We start from the raw sequence: 21,988 nt of genomic DNA on the forward strand, positions 1-21,988 counted from the left end.
GTCGCATGTTATCGACCAATGACAGGGCGTCAAGGGGCAAGATTTTCCGCGCCGTTCACGCCGGGCCACTGCGATGACAACGGATTTGTGCAAACCATCCCGCCCTTCGCCGCGCGATCGCATCGTCGAGGCTGCGCGCGATCTCTTCCGCCGCCGCGGCATTCGCGGCACCGGCGTCGATGCGATCGCCGACGCTGCCGACAGCAACAAGATGACGCTCTACCGCCACTTCAGTTCGAAGGACGAGCTGATCGTCGAATGCCTGCGCCATGCGGGAATGGAGATGGATGGCTTCTGGCGCGAGCTGGAAGACGAGCACCCGGGAGACGGTCTCGGTCAGCTCAGGGCCTGGGTCCGGCAGATCGCCGAACATCTCGGCGAGGACAAGTGCCAATGCGAGATGATGAGTGCCGCCGCGCAGCTGACCGATGAGGGCCACCCCGGACGCGAGGTGATCCGGCTCTTCAAGGATGCGCAGCGCGACCGCGTCGTCGAACTCTGCCGCCGCGCCGGCATCGCCAATGCGGAATTGCTCGGCGACACATTGTTGCTGCTGATCGATGGCGCGCGCGCCGCGCAGCAGAGCAGCGGCGCCGAAGGGCCGAGCGCCCGTTTCGCCGAGATCGCCGATGCGGCGATCCTGTCCTTTGCCGGCAACAACACCGCTTCCAGGTAGCAGTCGTTTGCCTACTGCTGGGCCGGCCAGTCCGGGTGATGGCTGTCGATCACGAAGACATGGGTGTGGCGGTGGCCGCTGCCGACGCGCGTCGCGCCGGCAAGATGGGGATGATCGTCCGCCATCGCGTGATGCACGTGCTCGATTTCGTCCGGGTCGGGCGCCGGCCAGAACCGGGCGGCCGCAGTGATGGCGCCAATGGCGATAAGGCCAAGCGCGACGAAGGTCACTCCGAGACCGGCGGTAGCGCCGAGCCAACCGGCCAGCGGATAGGTGATCAGCCAGCAGGCATGCGAAAGGGCGAACTGGGCGGCAAAGAGCGCCGGCCGGTCTTCAGGCTGGGCGGAGCGGCGGAGCAACCGGCCGGACGGCGTCTGGGTCAGCGAGTAACCGAGACCGATGGCGAGCCAAAGCGGCAGCAGCGCAGCGAAACTTGGAACGAGCGGGCCGATGAACAGGCCGGCGACGAGGATCGTCGCCCCGGAAAACATCGCGAAGCGGTCGGGTGTCCGGTCGAGCAGGCGTGGCAGCATCAGCGCGGCAATCATCGAACCGCAGCCAAAGGCGGCAAGCGCGATCGCCGTGTCGGTCTGGGTAAGACCAAAGCCGGCCTGGACCAGCACCACCGTGTTGACGATGACCATCGACCCGGCCGCCGAGACTGCGAGGTTGAGCGCGAGCAGGCCCCTGAGCCGCGGTGTGGCGAGATAAATGCGCAAGCCCCGCGTGGTGCGGTCGTAGATGCCGCGCCGTTCCGCCGCCTTCGGGCTTGGCAGTGCGACCGACACGACGAAGGCGGCCGAGGCGAGGAAGCCGAATACCGTGCCGGCGAACAGGTCGTGGAAACTGACGACGGTAAGAAGTGCCGCAGCGAGCATCGGGCTTGCGACGCTTTCGAGATCATAGGCAAGCCGCGAGAGCGACAGGGCGCGGGTGTATTCCTTTTCATCCGGCAGCACGTCGGGAATGGTCGCCTGGAAGGTGGGGGTAAATGCGGCCGAGGCCGACTGCAGCACGAAGATCAGCACATAGACCTGCCAGATCTCGGTCACGAACGGCAGGAACAGCGCCACGGCGGCGCGTACCAGGTCGAGGCTGACGAGCATGGCACGGCGTGGAAGCCGTTCGGCGAAGGCGGCGGCGATCGGCGCCACGCCGACATAGGCGATCATCTTGATCGCAAGCGCCGTCCCGAGCACCGCGCCCGCTTCGGCGCCGGCCAGATCATAGGCGAGAAGCCCAAGCGCGACGGTTGCGAGGCCGGTTCCGATCAGCGCGATCACCTGCGCCAGGAACAGGTGGCGATAGGTGCGGTTTGCGAGGATCTGCAGCATGACGATGGGGCCTCGCTCGGTGGCGGGTTGCGGCAGCGGGTTTGCTGCTTAGAGATATTTCGTGATCGCCTTGAACTCGTCGATGGAGTGGCGCTGCTCGCGTGGGAGCGCGCCGATCGTGTCTTCGAGGCAATGATCCAGATGATCCTGGATCAGTGTTCGCTTCGCCTGGCTGATCGCCTTTTCCACCGCGTGGAGCTGCTGGGCGATGTCGAGGCAGGGGCGGCCACCTTCGATCATGGCGATGACGCTCTTCAGGTGCCCTTCCGCGCGTTTCAGCCGCTTGACGATGTCGGGATGGGTGTCGTGTCTGTGCTCGGTCATGCTGAGATCCTATCCTCCCGGATAGGATATATCAAGGGCGCGATTTTCGATGGTTCTGCGATGTCCGACGGCGGGGAGTGCCTTCGTCTGTCATCGCCACGCGCCCGCACATCCGAGACACGCGTCGCTACGTTCCTGCACTTGACGCACCTATGCCCCGCGACAGGGCGGGGCATAGGTTTGGTCTGGGGCGGCGTGATCCGGTTCGCCGATGCGCCCGTTTTCCGCTAGAGGCGCACGAGCATCTTGCCGGTGTTGGCGCCCTTGAAGAGGCCGATGAAGGCGTCAGGCGCATTTTCTAGGCCATCGACGATGGTCTCGCGCAGCTGGATCTTCGGTTCCTTGATCCAGGCGCTCATCTTGCGATCGAACTCCGGGATGAGATCGACATGATCGGAAACGATCAGCCCTTGAACGCGGATGCGTTGCCTGGGCAGAAATCATTCTGCAAGAGGCGCGCCTTGGGGCAATAGCCGTTCGCCTCCGCGTCTTTCCGGAATGTGCCCGCCGTTGCTTTAGGCCAGCCGTTTCAGGAGGCCGCGGCGTCCACGCTCCATCACCACCCCATGATTCCAGCGGAAGACGGGCCTGAGGATAAAGGAAAGCCGAACCATCCACGGCTTCGTGACTGCCACGATCCAGTCATAGCGAACCCGGCAAGTGCCGCCGTCGCCTTGTAGCGTCCAGCGGCCGATGCCGTCGAGTTCGCCCAAGGCCCGACCTTCGATCAAGAGGGGCGGTTCGACCCTCGTGGTTTCCATGTCGAAGACCAGTTCGTAGGGCAGCGCCGTCGACCAGCGCATGCGCCTGACAGCGCCGACACCGCGCTCGTCACCCGGTTGCAGCAACGTCACCTGTTTCACCGACGGCCACCACTCGGGCCAGCGCTCCGGTGTGCTGAGTTCACGCCATACGTCTTCAAGCGGGGAGGCGATCTTCCATTCGGTGACGAGGTGAAAATTGGTCGACGACATCGCCGATCCCTTAACAGGCGGAACGCCTGAAGTATAACACGGCATGCGGGTCTTGCGCCCGCATCCGTCGTTTCATGCCATCAGGCCGCGCGTGCAGCGACGCCAAGCGGTTCCAAGTCGTCGAGCACCTTGTCGCCGTTGTAGACGGTCTCGTCGAGAATGCCTTCGCGCTTGGCGACGATCGTCGGCACCAGCGCCTGGCCGGCGACGTTGACCGCTGTGCGGCCCATGTCGAGGATCGGGTCGATGGCGAGCAGCAGGCCGACGCCTTCGAGCGGCAGGCCGAGCGTCGAAAGCGTCAGCGTCAGCATGACGGTCGCGCCGGTGAGGCCGGCGGTGGCGGCGGAGCCGAGCACCGAGACGAAGACGATCAGCACATATTCCTGAATGCCGAGCGGCAGGCCGAAGAACTGCGCGATGAAGATCGCCGAGATTGCCGGATAGATCGCGGCGCAGCCGTCCATCTTGGTGGTGGCGCCGAGCGGCACGGCGAAGGCGGCATATTCGCGCGGCACGCCGAGGCTCTTTTCGGTCACCGTTTCGGTGACGGGCAGGGTGCCGACGGAGGAGCGCGAAACGAAGGCGAGCTGGATCGCCGGCCAGGCGCCGGCAAAGAAGCGCGATGGCTTCAGGCCGTGACCGACGAGCAGCGCCGGGTAGACGACGAAGAGCACGATCGCAAGGCCGATATAAACGGCAGCGGTGTACCAGCCGAGCTGCGCCAGCGTTTCCCAGCCGTATTGGGCGACGGCGCGGCCGAGCAGGCCGATCGTGCCGATCGGCGTCAGCCGGATGACCCACCAGAGGACCTTGCGCACGATCGCAAGCAGAGACTGGTTGAAGGCGAGGAACGGCTTGGCAGCATCGCCCACCTTCAGGGCAGCAGCGCCGACGGCAATCGAAACGACGAGGATCTGCAGCACGTTGAAATTGAGCGAGGTGGTGGCACCCGTGTCGGTGACCTTGGTGCTGGCTTCAAGCCCGAGCATGTTGGCGGGCACGAGGCCCTTGAGGAAATCGAGCCACGAGCCGGAATAGGAGGGCGCCTTGGCAGCTTCCTGTGAAACGGCTGAACCCACGCCCGGCTGAATGATCAGGCCGAGAGCAATCGCGATGACCACGGCGATGAGCGAAGTGATGGCGAACCAGAGCAGCGTCTGCCATACGAGCTTGGCGGCATTCTGCAGCGTCGCCAGATTGGCGATCGAGGCGACGATAGCGGTGAAGACGAGCGGCGGCACGAGCGCGCGCAGAAGCTGGACGAAGATCGAGCCGATCGTCTGCAGGGTGACCGTCAGCCAGTTGGCATTGCCGCTGGCATCGACGCCCATGTTTCGGGCGATGAGGCCGAGCAGCAGGCCGATGACCATGGCCGCCAGGACCTGGAAGCCGAAGGAGGCATAGATCGGCTTTGGTGAGGATTGGGTGGTTACTTGGGGCACGTCTTTCACTCTCATTGTGTGGCGGCGGCCACATTTTTAGGCAATGGCCGCCGCAAGTGCCCGAAAAATAGTCGAGTATTCTGGTCGAGATAAGAAACCCTTTGGCTCGAAAACTATTCCAAGTGGAATATTTTCCCCGATCAACCGCGCACGCTCGCTCCGGCCGGTTTGCCTTTAAGGACGGCGAGGCGGTCATCGATCTCCAAACCGGGCGAACTGGCGAAAAACATTTCAATCCCGCCGCGCCTCGTTGAAATCTCCTTTCTCTATAAAAATAGTGTATAATGTAACCTGTCTGTCGTGGCCGGAGTTCGTCGCGTGTCGCGGAGCGCCTTGTGCGCTTCGCCCTCGGCAGGGCGATCTCCTCGAGTTTAAAGAGAGAACAGGAGAGGATTGAGATGACACGCAAGATCCGGCTTGGAGCCTTTCTTCCCGGCGGCGGGCAGCATATCGCGGCCTGGCGCCACCCCGATCAGCCCGCCGATGGGGCGACCAGTTTCGAGTTTCACAAGCAGCTGGCGCTGACCGCCGAACGCGGTTTGTTCGACGCCTACTTTCTGGCCGACGGGCTAGCGATCGGCTTCGGTGGCGCGCGAGAGGGCGGCAATGCCCGTGTTGCCGGCTTCGAGCCCGTGACCCTGTTTTCAGCGCTGGCGCCGCTCACCACCCATCTCGGTTTCATCGCGACGTCGTCGACGACCTATGAGGAGCCCTATACCACAGCGCGCAAGTTCGCCTCGCTGGACCTGATTTCCGGCGGGCGCGCCGGCTGGAACGTGGTGACGACGACGGGCGATCCGACGGCGCAGAATTTCAACCGCGACACCCAGCTTCCGCATGCCGAGCGCTACCGGCGCGCGGCCGAGCATGTCGATGTCGTCAGGAAGCTCTGGGACAGTTTCGAGGACGATACCTTCATCCGCGACAAGCAAACGGGCGTCTTCTTCGATCCGGCGAAGCTGCACGACACGGATCACCGCGGCGAGCATTTCAAGGTCCGCGGCCCGCTCAACATTTCGCGCTCGCCGCAGGGACATCCCGTCATCGTCCAGGCCGGCCAGTCCGAGGATGGCCGCGGCCTTGCCGCCGCCACCGCGGAGGTGATCTTCACGGCGCATCAGCACATCGAAACGGCGCAGGAATTCTATCGCGACATCAAGGCCCGCGCCCGCGGTCTTGGCCGCGACCCGAACCACATCCTTGTCATGCCCGGCGTTTCTCCCTTCGTCGGCCGGACGGAAGCCGAGGCGCGGGAGAAATACGAACGGCTGACGTCGCTCATCGTCGAGGAGGACGGCATCGGCCTGCTCAACGGCCTGACGGGCGGAACGCTCGATCTTCGTGGCTACGACCTCGATGGGCCGTTGCCGCCGGCGCCGCCGACCGAGGGCATGAAGAGCCGCCAGGCGCTGATCCGCCAGATCGCCGACGAAAACAACTTCACCATTCGCCAGCTCTATCAGTGGATCGCGTCGGCGCGCGGCCACTACACGATCGTCGGAACGGCAGGACAAATTGCCGATACCCTGCAGGAATGGTTCGAGAACGAAGCCGCCGATGGCTTCAACATCCTGCCGCCATGGTTCCCGACGGCGCTCGACGATTTCGTCGAGCTGGTGATCCCGGAATTGCAGCGTCGCGGCCTTTTCCGCACCGCCTACGAGGGCAAGACGCTGCGCGAAAACCTCGGCCTGCCCGTTCCCGTCAACCGCTGGACTGCCGCCCGGTCGGCCGTTCAGGCAGCAGAGTGAGGTGTTGCCATGTCCTATGAAACTATCAACCCCTCGCTTGCAACAGGCTTTGCGACCGCGCGCCGTGAGGCCACTGCCAAGAGTTCCACGCCGCCCGCCGTGCATTCCCGGCCGAACAGCGCGCCGCGCTGGCGCCGCCTGCTCGGCGCGATCGTCGCCCGCTACGGCCTCGTGCTTGCGTTTCTGGCCTTCTGGCAGGTTGCAAGCACCGTCGGCTGGGTCAACGCGGCAGTCTTTCCGCCGCTCGATGTGATCCTGTCTGCCCTTTGGGACGGCATCGCCGGCGGCGCGCTGCTCGACGATATCGCCATCAGCCTGCAGCGGTCGGGCATTGCCTTTGCCGCTGCCGTCGCCGTCGGTATTCCGCTCGGGCTGTTCATGGGCCAGGTCCGGCTCGTCGAGCAGGCGCTCGACCCTGTCCTGCAGCTTTTCCGCCAGACCTCGGCCCTAGCGCTCTATCCGGTCTTCATCCTGCTGCTCGGCCTTGGCGAGACCTCCAAGGTCTTCGTGATCTTCTGGGCGACGCTGTTTCCGATCCTGTTGTCGACGATCGGCGGGGTCAAGGAGGTCGACAGGAAGCTGATCGAGATGGCCCGCACCTACGGCGCCGGCTCGCTCGCGGTCTTCCGCCGCGTGGTTCTGCCGGCCTCGGTGCCTGCGATCTTCGTCGGCCTCAGGCTCTCGGCGACGACCGCGCTGCTGCTTCTGATCGCTGCCGAAATGATCGGAGCGAACAAGGGCATCGGCTTCCAGGTGATGAACGCCCAGTACAACTTCCAGATCCCGCTGATGTTTGCGTCGATCCTGCTGCTTGCCCTGCTCGGTCTCGCCGCCAACGCGCTGCTCGTTCTCATCCAGCGCAATCTCTGCCGCTGGTCTGCGCCGAGCGTCTGACCGCCTCTACCAGTTCTCCTTCGAAAGGATATCAAGATGACCTTCCATCCCCGCAATCTCCTTCTCTCGGCAGCCGTCACGCTTGGCCTTGCGGCGCCGGCGGCCGCCGCCGACGCCGTCACGCTGCGTTATCTCGCTAGCCAGGGCGGCCTGTCGGCCCATGAACTCGCGCAGGAACTCGGCTATTTCGACGGCACCGGCATCACGGTCGAGAGTGTCGGCTTTGCCACGGGCGGGCCGGCTTCGCTGATCGCGCTTGCATCCGGCGATGTCGAGATCGGCAGCGCGGCAACCTCGGCCGTGCTGAACTCGATCATCAGCGGCAACGACTTTGTCGCCGCCTATCCCTCCAACGGCATCAATGACGAGGTGCAGTCGATCTTCTACGTGCTGGAAGACAGCCCGATCAAAAGCATCAAGGACATCGCTGGCAAGAGCATCGCGGTGAACACGCTCGGCGCTCACCTCGACTATACGATCCGTGAGGCGCTGCATTCCGTCGGCCTGCCGACCGATGCGGCCAATCAGGTCGTCGTTCCCGGCCCGCAGCTGGAGCAGGTCCTGCGCTCCGGCCAGGTGGATATCTCCGCCTTCGGCTATTGGCAGACGACCTTCGAGGGCGCGGCCCGCAAGAACGGCGGCCTGCGCGCCATCTTCGACGACACCGACGTGCTCGGCGAGATCGCCGGCGGCTTCGTCGTTCTGCGACGCGACTTCGTGAAGGAGCATCCGGAGGCGGCAAAGACCTTCGTGCTGCAGTCGGCCCGCGCGCTCGACTATGCCCGCGAACATCCGCAGGAAACGAAGGAGATCCTGGCGAAGGCCCTGAAGGCTCGCGGCGAAAATCCTGAGATCGCCCAGTACTTCCGCGGCTATGGCGTGCGGGCCGGCGGCCTGCCGGTCCAGCGTGACCTCCAGTTCTGGATCGACGTGCTGGTGCGCGAGGGCAAGCTCAAGCAGGGCCAGTTGACGCCAAAGGACGTGCTCTTTGCCGTCGATGGCGCAACGGCCAGCAACTGAGGACGTCCCATGAGTGTTGGCCAGAACCTTCGCCGCGGAGAGGTGACGATCCGTCACCTTTCCAAGACCTACCGTCTGAACGGCGCGCCTCTGCCCGTGCTTCGGGATATCAACCTTCATATCCGCTCCGGCGAGACGCTTGCTATCGTCGGTGCCAGCGGCTCGGGCAAGACGACCCTGCTTCGGGTGCTGGCGGGTCTCGAGGATCCGGATGCCGGCGAGGTGTTGATCGACGGCAAGCTGACCAGAGGCGTCGGCACCGACCGTGCGGTGATCTTCCAGGAGCCGCGGCTTTTGCCCTGGCTGACCGTGCTCGACAATGTCGGCTTCGGGCTGGAGACGCGTGGGCTTTCCCGGGGACAGGCGCGGGAGCGGGCGCGGCGCTACGTCCAGCTGGTCGGCCTGCAACAGTTCGAAGGCGCCTATCCGCGACAATTGTCGGGTGGCATGGCGCAGCGCGTCGGCATTGCCCGGGCGCTCGCCGTCCAGCCGGAAATCCTGCTGCTCGACGAGCCGCTGGGCGCGCTCGACGCCATGACCAAGATCAGCATGCAGCAGGAGCTCGCCCGCATCTGGCGCGACGAGGACGTAACGACGGTGCTCGTCACGCACGATCTCGAGGAGGCGATCTACCTCGCCGACCGCATCCTCATCCTGCCGCGCGAAAAGGGCGGCGAACCGCGGCTGATCGAGATCGACCTGCCGCGGCCGCGCGACCGCAGTGCCAGCGCCTTCGTGCGTCAGCGCGAGGAACTGCTCGGCATATTCGGACTGCATTGAGGTCGCTTGCGGAACGGTTGCAGCGGCTGGGCGTTATCTTGGGGAAGCGGCATTCACCGGGGGCGACGCTGCCCGGTGAATGCCGGATGCCGAGCCGAGACAGGAGCAACGCCATGAAGCTTTCGAAGGGAATGTCATTCGCCGCAATCGTCTTCGCCCTTGGCGCGGCAGCACCGGCGATGGCCAACGGATTCTATACCGGTATCGATCCGCACAATCCGCCGGGCACCCAGAACAGGGTTCTCTACGGGCGACCCTATTATGTCGAGCCCGTGCCCGGCCCGGTCTATGTCGAGCCTGTGCAGCCTCAGGTCTATGTCGATCCGATGCCGACCGGCAGCATCTATGTCGACCCGGCCCCGGGTTACATCTATCGCCCACCGGCACGCACGCTGGGCGATGCGCGCCAGCGCTACACGGGCGAGTATCAGAGCGGCGGACAGGGCGATTATTACCTCGGCGTCGCGCACCCGCCGCAGGTTCCCTGAACCGGCGACTGAGTGAAGGGCGCGGTTCTAGAGCCGCGCTACCTACCTCCGGCCGGCTGCCCCCTCCGGCCGGCTGCCCGATGTCAGATGCCGGGCGTTTGAGACGCGTCGCCTGGCGCTAGCGCCAACCAAGCGCCGGCGCGACATGCTTGAGGATCGCCTCGATCACATGGGCGTTGTATTCGACGCCAAGCTGGTTCGGGACCGTCAGCAGCAGCGTGTCGGCCTCGGCGATCGCCTCGTCCTTCGCCAGCTGCTCGACCAGCACGTCGGGTGCTGCAGCGTAGCTGCGCCCGAAGATCGCCCGCGTCTTGTCGTCGATGAAGCCGATCTGGTCTTCCTGCTTGTTTCCGCCGCCGAAATACATCCGGTCGCGATCATCCACCAACGCAAAGATGCTGCGGCTGACCGAGACGCGCGGCGCGCGCGTGTGACCCGCCGCCTTCCAGGCGTCCCGATAGGCGCGGATCTGGTCGGCCTGCTGGACGTGGAATGGCAGGCCCGTTTCGTCGTCCTTCAGCGTCGAGCTCTGCAGGCTCATGCCGAGCTTGGCGGCCCAGACGGCCGTGGCGTTGGAGCTTGCGCCCCACCAGATGCGCTCTCTGAGGCCCGCGGAATGCGGCTCGAGGCGCAGCAGGCCGGGCGGGTTGGGAAACATCGGTCGCGGATTGGGTTCGGCGAAGCCTTCGCCGCGCAGGACGTCGAGCAGCACTTCCGCGTGCCGTCTTGCCATGTCGCTCTCAGTCTCGCGTTCGCCCGGCTGGTAGCCGAAGTGGCGCCAGCCATCGATCACCTGCTCCGGCGAGCCGCGGCTGATGCCGAGCTGCAGCCGTCCACCGGCGATGAGATCGGCGGCACCCGCATCCTCGGCCATGTAGAGCGGGTTCTCGTAGCGCATGTCGATGACGGCGGTGCCGATCTCGATCCGGCTGGTCTTTGCGCCGACCGCCGCCAGAAGCGGGAACGGCGAGGCGAGCTGGCGGGCGAAGTGATGGACGCGGAAATAGGCGCCGTCTGCGCCGAGTTCTTCGGCCGCAACGGCGAGATCGATCGACTGCAGCAGGGCGTCGCCGGCCGATCGCGTCTGCGACTGGGGCGAGGGCGTCCAGTGTCCGAAGGAAAGAAAACCGATCTTCTTCATGGCCGTGCCGCCTCCTCGATGGAACCAGCCGCTTCCATGGCACAATTCGGGTTCCGGATACAGACGGCGTCCGGTGACTTCGCCGTGAACGGCAGCGCGCGAGGATGGCCACGCGCTGCCGTCCTCAACTCTTTCATTGCACCTTGAGGCGCGCTTTCATGTTCGGGTGAAAGCGGCAGATGTAATCGAAGGTTCCGGCCTTGGTGACGGTGAGCGTCGCGATTTTCTTTGGTGGTATCACGATGTCGAAATCACCTTTGGCCGTTGCCGTGTGCGCCATGACGTCCCTGTTGTCCCACTCGATCACGTCGCCGACGGCGGCGCTGATTTCGGCGGGTGAAAAGACAAGCTTTTCGATCGTCACCCGGATGGTCTCCGCCCACGCCGATGGCGCAGTCAGCATCAGGGTCAGGCCGCACAGCGCGCCAAGGCTTCGCTTTCGGATCATGACGCCGCCTACTTCATCATCTGGGCGACATGCTCGGCATGTTGCTGGTGGCCCTGGAACAGCTTGAGGCCGGTTTCCAGCAGGTCCTTGAGTTCGGCATTCTTCGCGGAGGGAATGAGCAGGGTCTCAAGCGCGCCATTGACCTGCTTGTGGTAGGCCACCTCGTTGGCGACATAGGCCTTGTCGAAGTCGGCGCCACTGAGCTTCGCCAGCTTTTCACGCTCTTGCTTCGCCGCTTTCGTCAACGCGCGGCTGGTGTCGTTGTCCTCGGGCGTCACCTTGAGTTTCTTGACGAGATCGAGGGCCTGCTTGTTGACGGCCTCATGGTCGCGCAGCATGTCGTTGGCGAAGCTGATGACCTCCTTGTCCTTTGAGATTTTTAGGGCCTGCTTGGCGGCCTCGATATCGATGACGCCGGCGGTATAGGCGATATGGGCGATCTGGGGGTCGGTTACCTTCGTCCCTGCTGCAAGGGTCGCGCCACTGATGAGGCAGGCGATGGCGAGGGCTGAGGTGAGGCGGGCATACATCGGAAACTCCTCTTCGGCGGCTGTCGCTGCCGGTCTTGATGGATCACGCCCATTGGATGCGCGCCGCCTTCAAAGGTTCCCGAAAATGTCAGCTTGAAAGTTCGAGCCGGTTCATGACCGCCTCCGTCAACCGGGCGCAACGGCGTCCGGCAAAGGGGAAGGCATTCAAAAGCACGGGCCCGACCTGGCGATGGATCTGCTGGCGCAGAAGCTGGCGGGCCCGGTGCAGGCGGCTTCTGACCGTCTTTGGGTTGATGCCGAGCAGGGCCGCGGTCTCTTCGACGCTCATCGCCTCGATCACCCGGGCGGTGAACACAAGACGGAAGGGTTCCGGCAGGGCGTCTGCCGCCTCTTCCACCAGCCGCAGGATCTGCCGCTGCGCGAGGCTGCGTTCCGGATCGTCGGCGTTCGCAGCATTGGGAAAGGGTACGATCTCGGCGCCTGCACTGTCCGTCGCGAGCGGAACCTCCCGGCGCGTCGCCGACCGGCGGAGGCGTCCGAGCGCCTCGTTCAGCACGACGCGATGCAGCCAGGTGGCGAGGCTGGCGTCGCCGCGAAACGTCTCGAGGTGTTCGAAGGCGCGCAGATAGGCTTCCTGCACCACATCCTCGGCGATGCTGTCGTTGCGCACGACGGCGCGGGCGATGCGAAAAAGCCGCTGGTTGTGCCTCGTCATGATGATCCGGAAGGCTTCCGGGTCGCTGGCAAGCGCGCGTTCGACGAGCGCCTCGTCCGTCAAATGGTCCGCTTCGGCCGTGGTGCGTCTTGTCAGCAGTGCATCGTTCATCATCCACCTCCAAACCACCGTTTGATGCGGATCGGGCAACAACGTTCCCGAGAAAGCATACGCCGCGTGAGCGGCAACCGAAATAGGGTGTGACTGGAGCGATGAAGGCAGCTGTTCGAGGCGGCATTTTGCGCATTTCCGCCAGCGGAAGTTGGGTCTCCTGGCGCCGTTCGCGCGGTGGTAATCGCGGGTCCTCTTTTTTTCTCACGACAGGGAACCGGGGTTCCCTCCGGCGAGTTTGAGGAACGGCGACCCCGGTATGGAGGGGCGCGTATCGCGGTCGCATCTTCGCACTAGGAGAGACGACGATGAAGCATCAAACCATCGAACAGTTGCAAGCGCTCGCCGAAATTCGTTCCGATCCCGCGATGACGAGAACGGAACGGCTTCAGCGTTGGGCCGAACTCTTGGAAAGCAATCCCGATCGCCGGCTAGGCACGCTTTCCGGTACTGAACGCGCGACCGCTGCCGCGCGCCAGGCCATGCAGGTCAACGGTTCGCCCATGACCGTCGCCTTCGAGGATACGCAATTGCGCCTCGCGGGGCTCGCAGACGACAGCTACGGTGAAGCAAAACGCTTCTTCGAAATATCGGACCACCAACTGCACGACATCGTCTGCGACTGCAATTTCGGCAGCTCCGTTCGGGCTGCCTATGCCGCCCGGCGGGTTCGCGCGGCCATTGGTCTTTGGCCGCGCCTGAAGGCGCTCTTCAGCTGAGGCTGCGCCGATCGGCCAGCCTCCGGGGAAGCCAGGGCGCCAGCCGGAAGCTTCCCTAAACTCTTGTTTTATGAGCGGCGCGGGCCCCCGCCTTCGCGCCGGGTGACGATTTTGTCCGCCTGGGCTGTATCGGCACGCGCTTCGTCGCTTCAGATCCGCGCCGTTCTAGCGCGGCATCGCTCGAACCTAGCCCGAGGGAGTATATCGTTATCCTCCCCACTTGCAGCATCATCCCTTCAACGCCGGTGCCGCGCGGCTCGCCGGGGGTGGAGGGATGCAGCCGCGGGAGGAGGATTTCATGACATTGGCAGCAGTAACCCGCGCCTTGGGTGCAACATCCGCTTTGGCGATCCTGGTCGGCACGGCACAGCCGGTTTGGGCCGCACCCGATCTGATCGTGCTCAACGGCGATGTGCGCACGGTCGACCAGGGCAAGCCGAAGGCACAGGCCTTCGCGATCGAGAACGGCAAGTTCACCGCAATCGGCAGCAACGACGAGATCAAGGCGCTGGCCGACGCCGAGACCAAGATGATCGACGCTGGCGGCAAGACTGTGACCCCGGGCTTCATCGACGGCCATACGCACCTGACAGACGGAATGGACATGGTGACCGGAGTCGACCTCTCCTACATCCCGGACAAGAAGACCTGGCTGGAAAAGATCAAGGAGGCCGACGCTCGGCTGCCGAAGGGCGTTTGGCTGATGGGAGGCGGCTGGGATTATACGCTCGGCGAAGGCAAACTACCGACTAAGGAAGATCTCGACGCGGTGGTGCCGGACCGTGTCGTCGTACTGCGCGACATTGATTTCCATTCCTACTGGGTCAATTCCAAGGCGCTTGAGGTCGGTGGCGTCACCGCGCAGTCCAAGGTTGCGGAAGGCGGTGAGGTCGTGCTGAACGACAAGGGCGAGCCGAGCGGCATCTTGCTTGAAATGGCCGGCGATCTCGTCACGAAACACCGGCCGAGCATAAGCGACAGCGAGCGTCGCGCGGGCCTGCTTCAGACGATGAAGTTTGCGAACAGCCTGGGGATCACCGGCGTCAACGACATGTCCCATCTCGAAGCCGTGCACGACTATGCGGCGATCCTCGCCGAGAAGAAGTTGCCGCTGCGCGTCTGGTATGGCTTCTTCGAGGGTGACCCGAAGAAGATTGCCGCCGCGGTCAAGGACCGCGACGAGGTCGACAAGGTTGCCGCCGATTCCGGCGAGCAGGAGGTAAAGGGGCCGATGCTGAAGCTCGGCTACACCAAGTCGGTGATCGACGGGGTGCTCTCGACCCGCACAGCTTACATGCACGAGGACTATTCCGACCAGCACGGCTGGAAGGGCAAGCCCTTCGAGACCAAGGAGCAGCTGGCGGCGGCAATCAAGGCCTCGAACGAAAACGGCTTCCCGACTGCGGTGCATGCGATCGGCGACGGCGGCGTCAGCCTCGTTCTCGACGCCTTTGCCGAAGCCTCGGTGCCGCGGCCGCAGCCGAACCGTATCGAGCATATCGAGGTGGTCGAGACCAAGGACATCCAGCGCTTCAAGGATCTCGGCGTCGTCGCCTCGATGCAGCCGAACCATGCGACCGGCACGATCGGCAAGTACATCACCGAACGCATAGGTACGGATCGCGAGCCGCGGGCCTATGTCTGGCATTCGATGCTCGACGCCGGCGTGCCGCTGGTGTTCGGTTCGGATTGGCCGACATCGCCACTGAGCCCGCTTACCCAGATCAACGACGCCGTCTTCCGCGAAAGCCCATTTGGCTTGGGTGACGGTCCCTGGCATCCCGAGCAGGCCGTCACCTTCGATCAGGCCTTGCACGGTCTCACCCAGGCCGGTGCCGACATGACGCCCTGGGGGGCTCAGATCGGCTCGATCAGCGTCGGCAAGTGGGCGGATTTCGTCGTGATCGACGGCACCCTCGCAGATCCGCTCGATCGCTCCATCCGCGAACGCAAGGTGGAGGCGACCTATCTCGCCGGAAACGAGGTCTATCGCCGGCCCTGATCGGCAGCCTTTTGCGGCGACGTCCCATCGATCCAGATCACGCACGGCCGGCGCTCCCTGCGCCGGCCAATTTTTTTGTTGGGTCCATGATGCACTAGCTTAGTGCCTGAAAATTCATAATAATTGCGCTTCACTTTGGAGTTTCGCAAGCTAAGGGCGCGATCGAATGGCATTGGACTCGTTGGATGTGCGGCTGCTGCGGATCTTCGTGACGATCGTGGAGGCGGGTGGTTTTGCCGCCGCCCAGGGAGAGCTCAACCTGTCGCTCTCGACGATCTCCAATCATATCTCGGCGCTGGAAAGCCGCCTCGGCCTGATCCTCTGCCAGCGTGGCCGGTCTGGCTTCCGCCTCACCGAGGAGGGACGAGCCGTTTACGAGGAGGCCAAGCGCCTGTTCGGCACGATCGACCAGTTCGATATCCGCATGAAGGGCCTGCAACACCGGCTGAACGGCACGCTTTCCGTCGGCCTCATCGACAACACCCTGTCGGACCCGGCCTCCCGCCTGACCCGCGTCTTTGCCCGGATGACGGACGAGGCGCCGGAGGTGGCGCTTTCGATCGTCACCCGGCCGCCGCATGAGTTGCTGCGCGACGTGATAACGGGCGAGCTTCACATCGCGATCGCCAGCTTCCCGCGCACGACGCTGGGGCTCGAATATGTCGATCTCTACGAGGAGACGCAGCGCTTCTACTGCGGGGCCGAGCATCCGCTGTTCTCCCGCGACGACAGCACGATCGAAATCGACGACATCCGGTCCCACAATCTGATCGGCCGCTCCTATTGGAATGCCCGCGACCTCAAGATCTTCTCGATCGCCAACCCGCGCGCGACGGTCAGCGACATGGAGGCGGAGGCGCGGCTGATCCTCTCCGGGCGCTATCTCGGCTATCTGCCCGATCACTTTGCCAACCGCTATGTCAGCGAAGGGCTGCTGCGGCCGATCCGTCCGGATCTCTTCAGCTACAGGGCGCCGTTCCAGGCGGCCTTCGACAAGGCGCGCGCGAAGTCGGGGCTGGTGCCGTTTTTCGTCAAGCTGCTGACGAGCGAGTTCGGCGTCGCGCCCTCCGGCCGGAGCGCTTCGCGCTTGCGCGCCGGACGGTAGAACGCCGGGTCGCTGCTGCGGCCCGGCGCGCTGAAGGCACACATTGCCCGGCCGTTCTAGTCGAGCTCGAAGTTCTCTTTGTAGTCCTGCTTCAGGTGCGCCGGCTGGTCCTCTTTCTTCAGCATGCAATTGCCGACGACGAGGCGTTCGATCTCCGTTCCCATGAAGCAGCGATAGGCGTCTTCCGGATTGCAGACGATCGGTTCGCCACGCACGTTGAAGCTGGTGTTGACGAGCACCGGGCAGCCGGTGCGCGCCTTGAAGCGGGTCAACAGCTCCCAGTAACGGGGGTTGGTCTCGCGGTGTACCGTCTGGATACGGGCGGAGTAATCGACATGGGTCACCGCCGGTATTTCCGAGCGCGGCACGTTGAGCAGATCGATGCCGAACAGGTTTTCCTGCGGATGATTGGCGTGCAGGCGGCGGCTTTCCAGGACGTCGCCGACAAGGAGCATGTAGGGGCTGTCCGTGTCGATATCGAACCAGTCCGACACGTCTTCGCGCCGGATCGATGGAGCGAAGGGGCGGAAGCTCTCGCGGTACTTGACCTTGAGATTGAGCATCTTCTGCATCGTCGGCGAACGGGCGTCGCCGAGGATCGACCGACCGCCGAGCGCGCGCGGGCCGAATTCCATCCGCCCCTGCATCCAGCCGACCGCCTTTTCCTCGGTCAGGGCCGAGACGGTGGAGGAGGTGATCTCCTCGTCCGAAAGGACCTCGAAGTTCGCCCCGGCATTGGCAAGCCGCTGCTCGACTTCGCCTTGCGCGAAGGCTGGCCCGAGATAGCCGCCCGACATGGCATCGCCGTCCTTCACGACGCGCGTGCTTCCGAGATATTCGTGCCAGACGGAGAGAGCCGCCCCGAGCGCGCCGCCCGCATCACCGGCGGCAGGCTGGATCCAGATGTCGTCGAATATCCCCGCCTTCAGCAACTTGCCGTTCGCCACGCAGTTGAGCGCGACGCCGCCGGCAAGGCAGAGGTTCTTTTCGCCTGTCTGGCGCCGGGCATAGCGGGCGAGCCGCATGACCGCCTCTTCGGTGACGACCTGAACGGAAGCCGCCAGGTCCATCTCACGCTGGGTCAGCGGCGATTCCGGCTTGCGGGGTTCGCCTCCGAAGAGGTCGTTAAAGGCCGGCGAGGTCATCCTCAGGCCCGTGCAATAGCCGAAATAGTGCTGATCCAGACGGAAGGAGCCGTCGTCCTTGAGATCGATCAGGTTGTCGAGGATCGTCTGCGCGAAACGCGGCCGCCCATACGGCGCAAGCCCCATCACCTTGTACTCGCCCGAATTGACCTTGAAGCCCGTATAGTAGGTGAAGGCCGAATAGAGCAGGCCGAGGGAGTGCGGGAAATGCAGCTCCTTCAGGAAGTCGAGGCGATTGTCATGGCCGTGGGCAAGCGACGTGGTGCACCACTCGCCGACGCCGTCCATGGTGAGGACTGCAGCGGAGGCGAAGGGCGAAGGAAAGAAGGCGCTCGCCGCATGGGACTGGTGGTGCTCGGTGAAGAGCAGCGAGCCTTCCCATTCCTTCTTGCCGACAAGCTTGCCGAGATCCTTGCGCAGCATCTTCTTCTGGAAGAGCTTTTCCTTGATCCAGACCGGCATCGCCACGCGAAACGAACTGAAGCCGTGCGGCACAGTCGCAAGATAGGTCTCGACAAGCCGCTCGAACTTCAGGAACGGCTTTTCGTAGAAGACGACATGGTCGATGTCGTTCATGGTGCAGCCTGCTTCCGACAAGCAGTACTCTATTGCCCGCGCCGGAAAGTCGGGGTCGTGTTTCCGGCGCGTGAAGCGCTCTTCCTGTGCGGCGGCTACGATGCGCCCGTCTTCGACGAGCGCGGCCGCGCTATCGTGGTAAAAGGCCGAGATACCGAGGATACGCACGATGGTGCCGCCCTAGAACAGCGTATAGATGAAGGGGGCGACGGCCGTTCCCTGCGTCAGTACTACCAGGGTTCCGAAGATGGTCGTCATGACCAGGATCGGCAGCAACCAGTACTTCTTCCGGTTGCCCATGTAAGACAGGAGTTCCCTAGCAAGGTCCATTTTCGTGTCCTCTGTCCGATACAATAAGGGATAGGTTCTTCAAAATTCAGAACTGGTTCTTCATCGTTGCCTGGGCTGCTTCGGCCTTTGGCTTGTCGATCCAGTAAGTCTTGGCGTTCTTGTCGAACTGTTCGGTCAGCGCGTCATTGCCGCGAAGCCTGAGATAAAAACCGATCGGCACGAAGGTCGTGACGTAAATCAGGAACATCACGACCGGATTGACGATCTTGAACAGCACAAGGCCGAGCCGCATCCAGAGATGGTTGGCGCGTGTCAGGGTGGAAGGCGCGATCAGGGCCAGGACGACCAGAACCACGCCGATCAGAGCGAGCACAGCCGTAACGGTCGTAATCTCGGAAGCCCGCCACCATTTTACGAGCGCAATCAGGGAAAGGATGCCACCGACGGTATAGCCGAAACTTCTGTTCGACGGTCCTTCCGGGGGCCTCTCGTGCAGTGGTCCGTGAGAAATGCTCATTGCTATCCACCTCAGAGCGGTTAGCTAAAAAACGCACAATTTTCATTGTGCCGACGAATGAAAAACTTTTTAGTCATTTATATTGGGAGAATATGAGCGGCAAATACTGGGGTAGGTCAATATGCCAATGGATATAGAGGGTCATATCCGGCTTACGATTCTTGGCGCGATCTTCCGATACTCGGGTTGATGCCCGCCGGTCGGCCCTGTTCCAGGGCTTGCCTGCAGCAGTGCAAGGTTCGTGTGGTCCGGGCGCGCGTGCGTAACCTTGGCTATACTGGTGGCGAATGCATTTGAGCGCGGGAAGAGACGAGCGTATGCTGACGACACTTGAATATGCTGATTGCAGCGGCTGCCAGGGCCGTGCCGTCCTCGTCGTCGAAGATGCGGTCGGCGACGGTCGGTGGCCGCGATTTGATTTATCCTCGCTCGTCACGCGCAGGGTTGTTTTCAAAGGGGCGGCGCAGAGCGGAGACTTGGCATGAAGCTAGAGCCGTCAAACCGTTTCAGCGCCCGCCGCGTGAGCTCGGCGGCGGTCGCTCCACCACACGGTGCCGGCGCGCCGATGGATCTGGACCAGGCGTCCGGCCGCAAGGTCTGGACGAACACCTTCCGAGCCCGCTCCGACAAGGTGATCGCCGTCGGGCGCATTCTGCTTGCGCTCGGCAGCGTCTGGATCGCCTGGCTCGATTCCGTTCACGTGCCGCTGCCGCCAGAGCCGATCTACTTCCTGCTGATCGGCTATCTCTTCTATGCCATCGCGGCCGCCTTCCTCGTCTGGCGCACGGAGATTTCGCGCGTGCGCGGCACGCTGGTGCGTCACATCATCGATGTCGCCGCCTTTGCGATCTTCATGTCGATGACCGACGGCCCGGCAAGCCCGTTCTTCATGCTGATGCCGTTCACCTTGTTGTCCGCGACGCTGCACTGGCGCTGGCGCGGGGCGCTCTACACCGGTCTCGTCTGCCTGGCGGCCCTGCTCTATCTCGGTTACTTCGATGCCGGCGATATGCTCGATCCGGATGCCGATACGACGACGAACGCCTCGCGGATCCTCTTCATCTTCGTTGCGGCTGCGCTGCTCGTCTGGCTGGGCGCACACCAGGAGGCGGTCCGGGCCGAGCTTCTTCGGCTGGTGCAGCGAACACCGAGCCAGCCGCGGGGACGCGAGTGGCCGGCGCGCGCGGCCCTCGATTATGCCGCCCATGTCATGCTGGTTCCGCGGGCCCTCCTGTTGTGGACCGATGCGGAGGAGCCCTGGACCTATGCGGCCCTGTGGAACGAAGGCGAACTCGAGGTCATGCAGATGCCGCCCGATGCCTTCGGTACGTGGACGGACGAAAAATTGCTGCGCAGCAGCCTGCTTGTCACCGAGGCCGCCCGTGGCCGGCTTCTCGTGCATGTGGGCGAGGGGCGGTTTCATCAATGGTCCGATCCAAACCCGCCGATCTCGCCGGCGCTTGTGGAGGCTTTCAACATCAACGCCGCGGTCTCGACCTACTTTCAGGTCGACGACCTGCAGGCGCGTCTCTTCGTGCTGGAGCCGCCCGCGCTCACGCTCGACGACGTGGCGATCGCCGAAATCATCGCCGACAGGATCAAGGCGCTGTTCGAACAGGCGATCCTGGTCAGGCGCCTGAGCGACGAGGCGGCCGTCGATGAACGCATCCGCATCGGCCGCGACCTGCACGACGGCGTGCTTCAGGCGCTTGCGGGCACGGCACTGCAGCTTCAGTCGCTGCGCAAGCTCAAGGATGCGGGGCCGGAGGTGATTGCCGAACGCCTCGAGGCCGTCCAGGCGATGCTGCTCGAAGAACAGCGGGAGCTTCGCGGTTTCATTCGCGCGCTCGAGCCGGGCGGCAATCTCCAGGCTACCGGCGAAATGCAGCTCGAGCGACAACTGGAAGCGGTCGCCGCGCGGCTGCGGCAGCAATGGCAGATCGACGTCTCGATCGCCTTCGACCCGCCATCCGGCATCGACCTGCCGCTGGCGCTGACCTACGAGCTGGCGCGCATGACGTCCGAAGCGACCGCTAACGCGGTCAGGCACGGCGGCGCGCAGAAGGTCAGGATCACGCTCAGCATCGACAACGGATCGATCATGCTGACGATCGACGACGACGGGGTCGGCTTCGGTTATGGTGAGCGTCTTGACCATGCCGAGCTTGAACGAGAAAAAATCGGACCGCGGAGCCTGCGCGAACGGGCGGCAGCGCGTGGCGGAAAACTCGCGATCGAAAGGATAGCGGAATGGACTCGAGTGGTCGTCATGCTGCCAATGCCGCAATAGCGTTGCGCGCGGTCGTCGTCGACGATCATCTGATCGTGCTCGACGGGCTGCGCCGGCTGATCGAGACCGTGCCCGGCTGGGAGGTGGTGGCGACCTGCGAGCGTGCGACCGATGCGCTGCAGGTTCTGTCCGAGCGGGGCGCCGATATCGTCGTCGCCGACCTTCGCATGCCGCATATGGACGGGCTCGAATTCATACGCCAGGTGCGCAGCACTCACGGACAGCAGATCGCGATCGTCATCCTGACGGCTGATATCGGCGACGACCAGGTTGCCGAAGCGATCCGGCTCGGGGTGAACGGCATCGTCCTCAAGGAACAGGCTCCGGACACCCTGATCGACTGCATGAATGTCGTGGCCAGCGGCAAGACCTATTTCCAGGACCAGGCGCTGAAGTCCGCGATCGAGCGAATCCGCGCGCAGGAAGCCGTTGAGACCAGGGGCGTCGACCTGTTGACGCAGCGCGAGATCGAGGTCTCGCGGCTGGCGGCCTCGGGGATCCGAAGCAAGGAGATCGGCGCCCGGCTCGGCATATCGCCGGGCACGGTCAAGCTGCATCTCCACAGCATCTACAGCAAGCTCGGCATCTCGACGCGCGTCGAGCTGGCCAATCTTGCGAACCGGCTTCCGAAAAGCCCTTCGTGACGGCGCCGGCCGCGCTTGCGGGCCGCCTGCCTTTGCGCTGACCCTCCTCCTTCAAAATCGATCGAACCACGGCGACGAGACGCCGCGATCGGCGTTTTTTGTCGCAAGTG

24 protein-coding genes are annotated in these 21,988 nt (G+C 63.8%); 12 read left to right on the top strand and 12 right to left on the bottom strand.

Annotation, left to right across the window (positions count from 1 at the left end):
- Positions 1-73: 73 nt before the first annotated feature.
- Entirely contained in the window at positions 74-676 is a 603-nt protein-coding gene (locus tag IB267_RS20690; protein WP_192449348.1) for a TetR/AcrR family transcriptional regulator, read from the top strand.
- 11 nt (positions 677-687) lie between these two features.
- Here the strand turns inward: IB267_RS20690 and IB267_RS20695 are convergent, their stop codons facing one another.
- The 5 genes from IB267_RS20695 to IB267_RS20710 form a co-directional block, all read right to left on the bottom strand.
- Positions 688-2,010: an MFS transporter gene (locus tag IB267_RS20695; RefSeq protein WP_192449349.1), complete on the bottom strand. Its 1,323-nt coding sequence runs from the start codon at positions 2,008-2,010 to the stop codon at positions 688-690.
- Positions 2,011-2,058: 48 nt separating this feature from the next.
- Positions 2,059-2,334, bottom strand: coding sequence for a metal-sensing transcriptional repressor (locus IB267_RS20700; protein ID WP_192449350.1), 276 nt, complete (start codon positions 2,332-2,334; stop codon positions 2,059-2,061).
- Between the two features lie 227 nt (positions 2,335-2,561).
- Positions 2,562-2,693: a hypothetical protein gene (locus tag IB267_RS33760; protein ID WP_256436965.1), complete on the bottom strand. Its 132-nt coding sequence runs from the start codon at positions 2,691-2,693 to the stop codon at positions 2,562-2,564.
- 156 nt (positions 2,694-2,849) lie between these two features.
- Positions 2,850-3,308, bottom strand: a complete 459-nt coding sequence (locus tag IB267_RS20705; protein ID WP_192449351.1) for an SRPBCC family protein — start codon at positions 3,306-3,308, stop codon at positions 2,850-2,852.
- A gap of 80 nt (positions 3,309-3,388) precedes the next feature.
- Positions 3,389-4,750: a dicarboxylate/amino acid:cation symporter gene (locus IB267_RS20710; RefSeq protein WP_371742601.1), complete on the bottom strand. Its 1,362-nt coding sequence runs from the start codon at positions 4,748-4,750 to the stop codon at positions 3,389-3,391.
- Between the two features lie 398 nt (positions 4,751-5,148).
- Here IB267_RS20710 and IB267_RS20715 point away from each other — a divergent pair, with 398 nt between their 5' ends.
- The 5 genes from IB267_RS20715 (at position 5,149) to IB267_RS20735 (ending at position 9,683) form a co-directional block, all read left to right on the top strand.
- The gene (locus IB267_RS20715; RefSeq protein ID WP_192449353.1) at positions 5,149-6,501 is read left to right on the top strand and encodes an LLM class flavin-dependent oxidoreductase; all 1,353 of its coding nucleotides are present in this window, start codon (positions 5,149-5,151) and stop codon (positions 6,499-6,501) included.
- 9 nt (positions 6,502-6,510) lie between these two features.
- Entirely contained in the window at positions 6,511-7,395 is an 885-nt protein-coding gene (locus tag IB267_RS20720; RefSeq protein ID WP_192449354.1) for an ABC transporter permease, read from the top strand.
- 36 nt (positions 7,396-7,431) lie between these two features.
- Positions 7,432-8,415 carry an ABC transporter substrate-binding protein gene (locus IB267_RS20725; protein ID WP_192449355.1) on the top strand — a complete coding sequence of 328 codons (984 nt, stop codon included), beginning with the start codon at positions 7,432-7,434 and terminating at the stop codon, positions 8,413-8,415.
- Between the two features lie 9 nt (positions 8,416-8,424).
- A complete protein-coding gene (locus tag IB267_RS20730) occupies positions 8,425-9,195 on the top strand; it encodes an ABC transporter ATP-binding protein (protein WP_192449356.1) in 771 nt (256 codons plus the stop codon).
- A gap of 113 nt (positions 9,196-9,308) precedes the next feature.
- Entirely contained in the window at positions 9,309-9,683 is a 375-nt protein-coding gene (locus IB267_RS20735) for a hypothetical protein (RefSeq protein WP_192449357.1), read from the top strand.
- Positions 9,684-9,801: 118 nt separating this feature from the next.
- Here IB267_RS20735 and IB267_RS20740 read toward each other — a convergent pair whose 3' ends face one another.
- The 4 genes from IB267_RS20740 to IB267_RS20755 all read right to left on the bottom strand — a co-directional run bounded on the left by IB267_RS20740 (position 9,802) and on the right by IB267_RS20755 (position 12,589).
- Positions 9,802-10,824, bottom strand: a complete 1,023-nt coding sequence (locus IB267_RS20740) for an LLM class flavin-dependent oxidoreductase (protein WP_192449358.1) — start codon at positions 10,822-10,824, stop codon at positions 9,802-9,804.
- A gap of 133 nt (positions 10,825-10,957) precedes the next feature.
- Complete coding sequence (locus IB267_RS20745) at positions 10,958-11,272, bottom strand: cupredoxin family copper-binding protein (RefSeq protein ID WP_192449359.1); 315 nt, start codon at positions 11,270-11,272, stop codon at positions 10,958-10,960.
- An 8-nt stretch (positions 11,273-11,280) separates the two neighbouring features.
- The gene (locus tag IB267_RS20750) at positions 11,281-11,802 is read right to left on the bottom strand and encodes a DUF4142 domain-containing protein (RefSeq protein WP_192449360.1); all 522 of its coding nucleotides are present in this window, start codon (positions 11,800-11,802) and stop codon (positions 11,281-11,283) included.
- Positions 11,803-11,890: 88 nt separating this feature from the next.
- Positions 11,891-12,589, bottom strand: coding sequence for an RNA polymerase sigma factor (locus tag IB267_RS20755; RefSeq protein WP_192449998.1), 699 nt, complete (start codon positions 12,587-12,589; stop codon positions 11,891-11,893).
- A gap of 308 nt (positions 12,590-12,897) precedes the next feature.
- Here IB267_RS20755 and IB267_RS20760 point away from each other — a divergent pair, with 308 nt between their 5' ends.
- The 3 genes from IB267_RS20760 to IB267_RS20770 all read left to right on the top strand — a co-directional run bounded on the left by IB267_RS20760 (position 12,898) and on the right by IB267_RS20770 (position 16,415).
- Positions 12,898-13,308 carry a hypothetical protein gene (locus IB267_RS20760; protein WP_043611094.1) on the top strand — a complete coding sequence of 137 codons (411 nt, stop codon included), beginning with the start codon at positions 12,898-12,900 and terminating at the stop codon, positions 13,306-13,308.
- A 298-nt stretch (positions 13,309-13,606) separates the two neighbouring features.
- Entirely contained in the window at positions 13,607-15,310 is a 1,704-nt protein-coding gene (locus IB267_RS20765) for an amidohydrolase (RefSeq protein WP_192449361.1), read from the top strand.
- Between the two features lie 166 nt (positions 15,311-15,476).
- Complete coding sequence (locus IB267_RS20770) at positions 15,477-16,415, top strand: LysR family transcriptional regulator (protein WP_192449362.1); 939 nt, start codon at positions 15,477-15,479, stop codon at positions 16,413-16,415.
- Positions 16,416-16,471: 56 nt separating this feature from the next.
- Here IB267_RS20770 and IB267_RS20775 read toward each other — a convergent pair whose 3' ends face one another.
- The 3 genes from IB267_RS20775 to IB267_RS20785 are packed head-to-tail and all read right to left on the bottom strand — an operon-like array spanning position 16,472 to position 18,944.
- Entirely contained in the window at positions 16,472-18,304 is a 1,833-nt protein-coding gene (locus tag IB267_RS20775) for a carbamoyltransferase (RefSeq protein WP_192449363.1), read from the bottom strand.
- Positions 18,305-18,316: 12 nt separating this feature from the next.
- Entirely contained in the window at positions 18,317-18,466 is a 150-nt protein-coding gene (locus IB267_RS20780; protein ID WP_089043047.1) for a DUF5989 family protein, read from the bottom strand.
- 46 nt (positions 18,467-18,512) lie between these two features.
- The gene (locus IB267_RS20785; RefSeq protein ID WP_192449364.1) at positions 18,513-18,944 is read right to left on the bottom strand and encodes an SxtJ family membrane protein; all 432 of its coding nucleotides are present in this window, start codon (positions 18,942-18,944) and stop codon (positions 18,513-18,515) included.
- Positions 18,945-19,261: 317 nt separating this feature from the next.
- On the opposite strand from IB267_RS20785, the gene IB267_RS20790 reads away from it, so the two are divergent.
- From IB267_RS20790 to IB267_RS20800, 3 genes are read left to right on the top strand one after another with little or no spacing between them, the layout of a single operon-like run.
- Positions 19,262-19,429: a hypothetical protein gene (locus IB267_RS20790; protein ID WP_192449365.1), complete on the top strand. Its 168-nt coding sequence runs from the start codon at positions 19,262-19,264 to the stop codon at positions 19,427-19,429.
- Positions 19,426-21,234 carry a sensor histidine kinase gene (locus IB267_RS20795; RefSeq protein ID WP_192449366.1) on the top strand — a complete coding sequence of 603 codons (1,809 nt, stop codon included), beginning with the start codon at positions 19,426-19,428 and terminating at the stop codon, positions 21,232-21,234. The genes IB267_RS20790 and IB267_RS20795 overlap by 4 nt, the downstream gene beginning before the upstream one ends.
- Positions 21,195-21,878, top strand: a complete 684-nt coding sequence (locus tag IB267_RS20800) for a response regulator transcription factor (protein ID WP_043611089.1) — start codon at positions 21,195-21,197, stop codon at positions 21,876-21,878. Before IB267_RS20795 ends, IB267_RS20800 begins: the two co-directional genes overlap by 40 nt.
- The last annotated feature ends 110 nt before the right edge of the window (positions 21,879-21,988 follow it).

This window comes from Ensifer sp. ENS09, assembly GCF_014852425.1.
Taxonomy (GTDB): Bacteria; Pseudomonadota; Alphaproteobacteria; order Rhizobiales; family Rhizobiaceae; genus Ensifer.

Coding starts and splice junctions, on each gene's coding strand:
- IB267_RS20725 (WP_192449355.1), top strand. CDS start 7,432: ATGACCTTCCATCCCCGCAATCTCCTTCTCTCGGCAGCCGTCACGCTT.
- IB267_RS20800 (WP_043611089.1), top strand. CDS start 21,195: ATGGACTCGAGTGGTCGTCATGCTGCCAATGCCGCAATAGCGTTGCGC.
- IB267_RS20715 (WP_192449353.1), top strand. CDS start 5,149: ATGACACGCAAGATCCGGCTTGGAGCCTTTCTTCCCGGCGGCGGGCAG.
- IB267_RS20760 (WP_043611094.1), top strand. CDS start 12,898: ATGAAGCATCAAACCATCGAACAGTTGCAAGCGCTCGCCGAAATTCGT.
- IB267_RS20700 (WP_192449350.1), bottom strand. CDS start 2,334: ATGACCGAGCACAGACACGACACCCATCCCGACATCGTCAAGCGGCTG.
- IB267_RS20735 (WP_192449357.1), top strand. CDS start 9,309: ATGAAGCTTTCGAAGGGAATGTCATTCGCCGCAATCGTCTTCGCCCTT.
- IB267_RS20730 (WP_192449356.1), top strand. CDS start 8,425: ATGAGTGTTGGCCAGAACCTTCGCCGCGGAGAGGTGACGATCCGTCAC.
- IB267_RS20785 (WP_192449364.1), bottom strand. CDS start 18,944: ATGAGCATTTCTCACGGACCACTGCACGAGAGGCCCCCGGAAGGACCG.
- IB267_RS20695 (WP_192449349.1), bottom strand. CDS start 2,010: ATGCTGCAGATCCTCGCAAACCGCACCTATCGCCACCTGTTCCTGGCG.
- IB267_RS20740 (WP_192449358.1), bottom strand. CDS start 10,824: ATGAAGAAGATCGGTTTTCTTTCCTTCGGACACTGGACGCCCTCGCCC.
- IB267_RS20780 (WP_089043047.1), bottom strand. CDS start 18,466: ATGGACCTTGCTAGGGAACTCCTGTCTTACATGGGCAACCGGAAGAAG.
- IB267_RS20795 (WP_192449366.1), top strand. CDS start 19,426: ATGAAGCTAGAGCCGTCAAACCGTTTCAGCGCCCGCCGCGTGAGCTCG.
- IB267_RS20765 (WP_192449361.1), top strand. CDS start 13,607: ATGACATTGGCAGCAGTAACCCGCGCCTTGGGTGCAACATCCGCTTTG.
- IB267_RS20690 (WP_192449348.1), top strand. CDS start 74: ATGACAACGGATTTGTGCAAACCATCCCGCCCTTCGCCGCGCGATCGC.
- IB267_RS20770 (WP_192449362.1), top strand. CDS start 15,477: ATGGCATTGGACTCGTTGGATGTGCGGCTGCTGCGGATCTTCGTGACG.
- IB267_RS20750 (WP_192449360.1), bottom strand. CDS start 11,802: ATGTATGCCCGCCTCACCTCAGCCCTCGCCATCGCCTGCCTCATCAGT.
- IB267_RS33760 (WP_256436965.1), bottom strand. CDS start 2,693: ATGAGCGCCTGGATCAAGGAACCGAAGATCCAGCTGCGCGAGACCATC.
- IB267_RS20755 (WP_192449998.1), bottom strand. CDS start 12,589: ATGAACGATGCACTGCTGACAAGACGCACCACGGCCGAAGCGGACCAT.
- IB267_RS20790 (WP_192449365.1), top strand. CDS start 19,262: ATGCTGACGACACTTGAATATGCTGATTGCAGCGGCTGCCAGGGCCGT.
- IB267_RS20745 (WP_192449359.1), bottom strand. CDS start 11,272: ATGATCCGAAAGCGAAGCCTTGGCGCGCTGTGCGGCCTGACCCTGATG.
- IB267_RS20705 (WP_192449351.1), bottom strand. CDS start 3,308: ATGTCGTCGACCAATTTTCACCTCGTCACCGAATGGAAGATCGCCTCC.
- IB267_RS20720 (WP_192449354.1), top strand. CDS start 6,511: ATGTCCTATGAAACTATCAACCCCTCGCTTGCAACAGGCTTTGCGACC.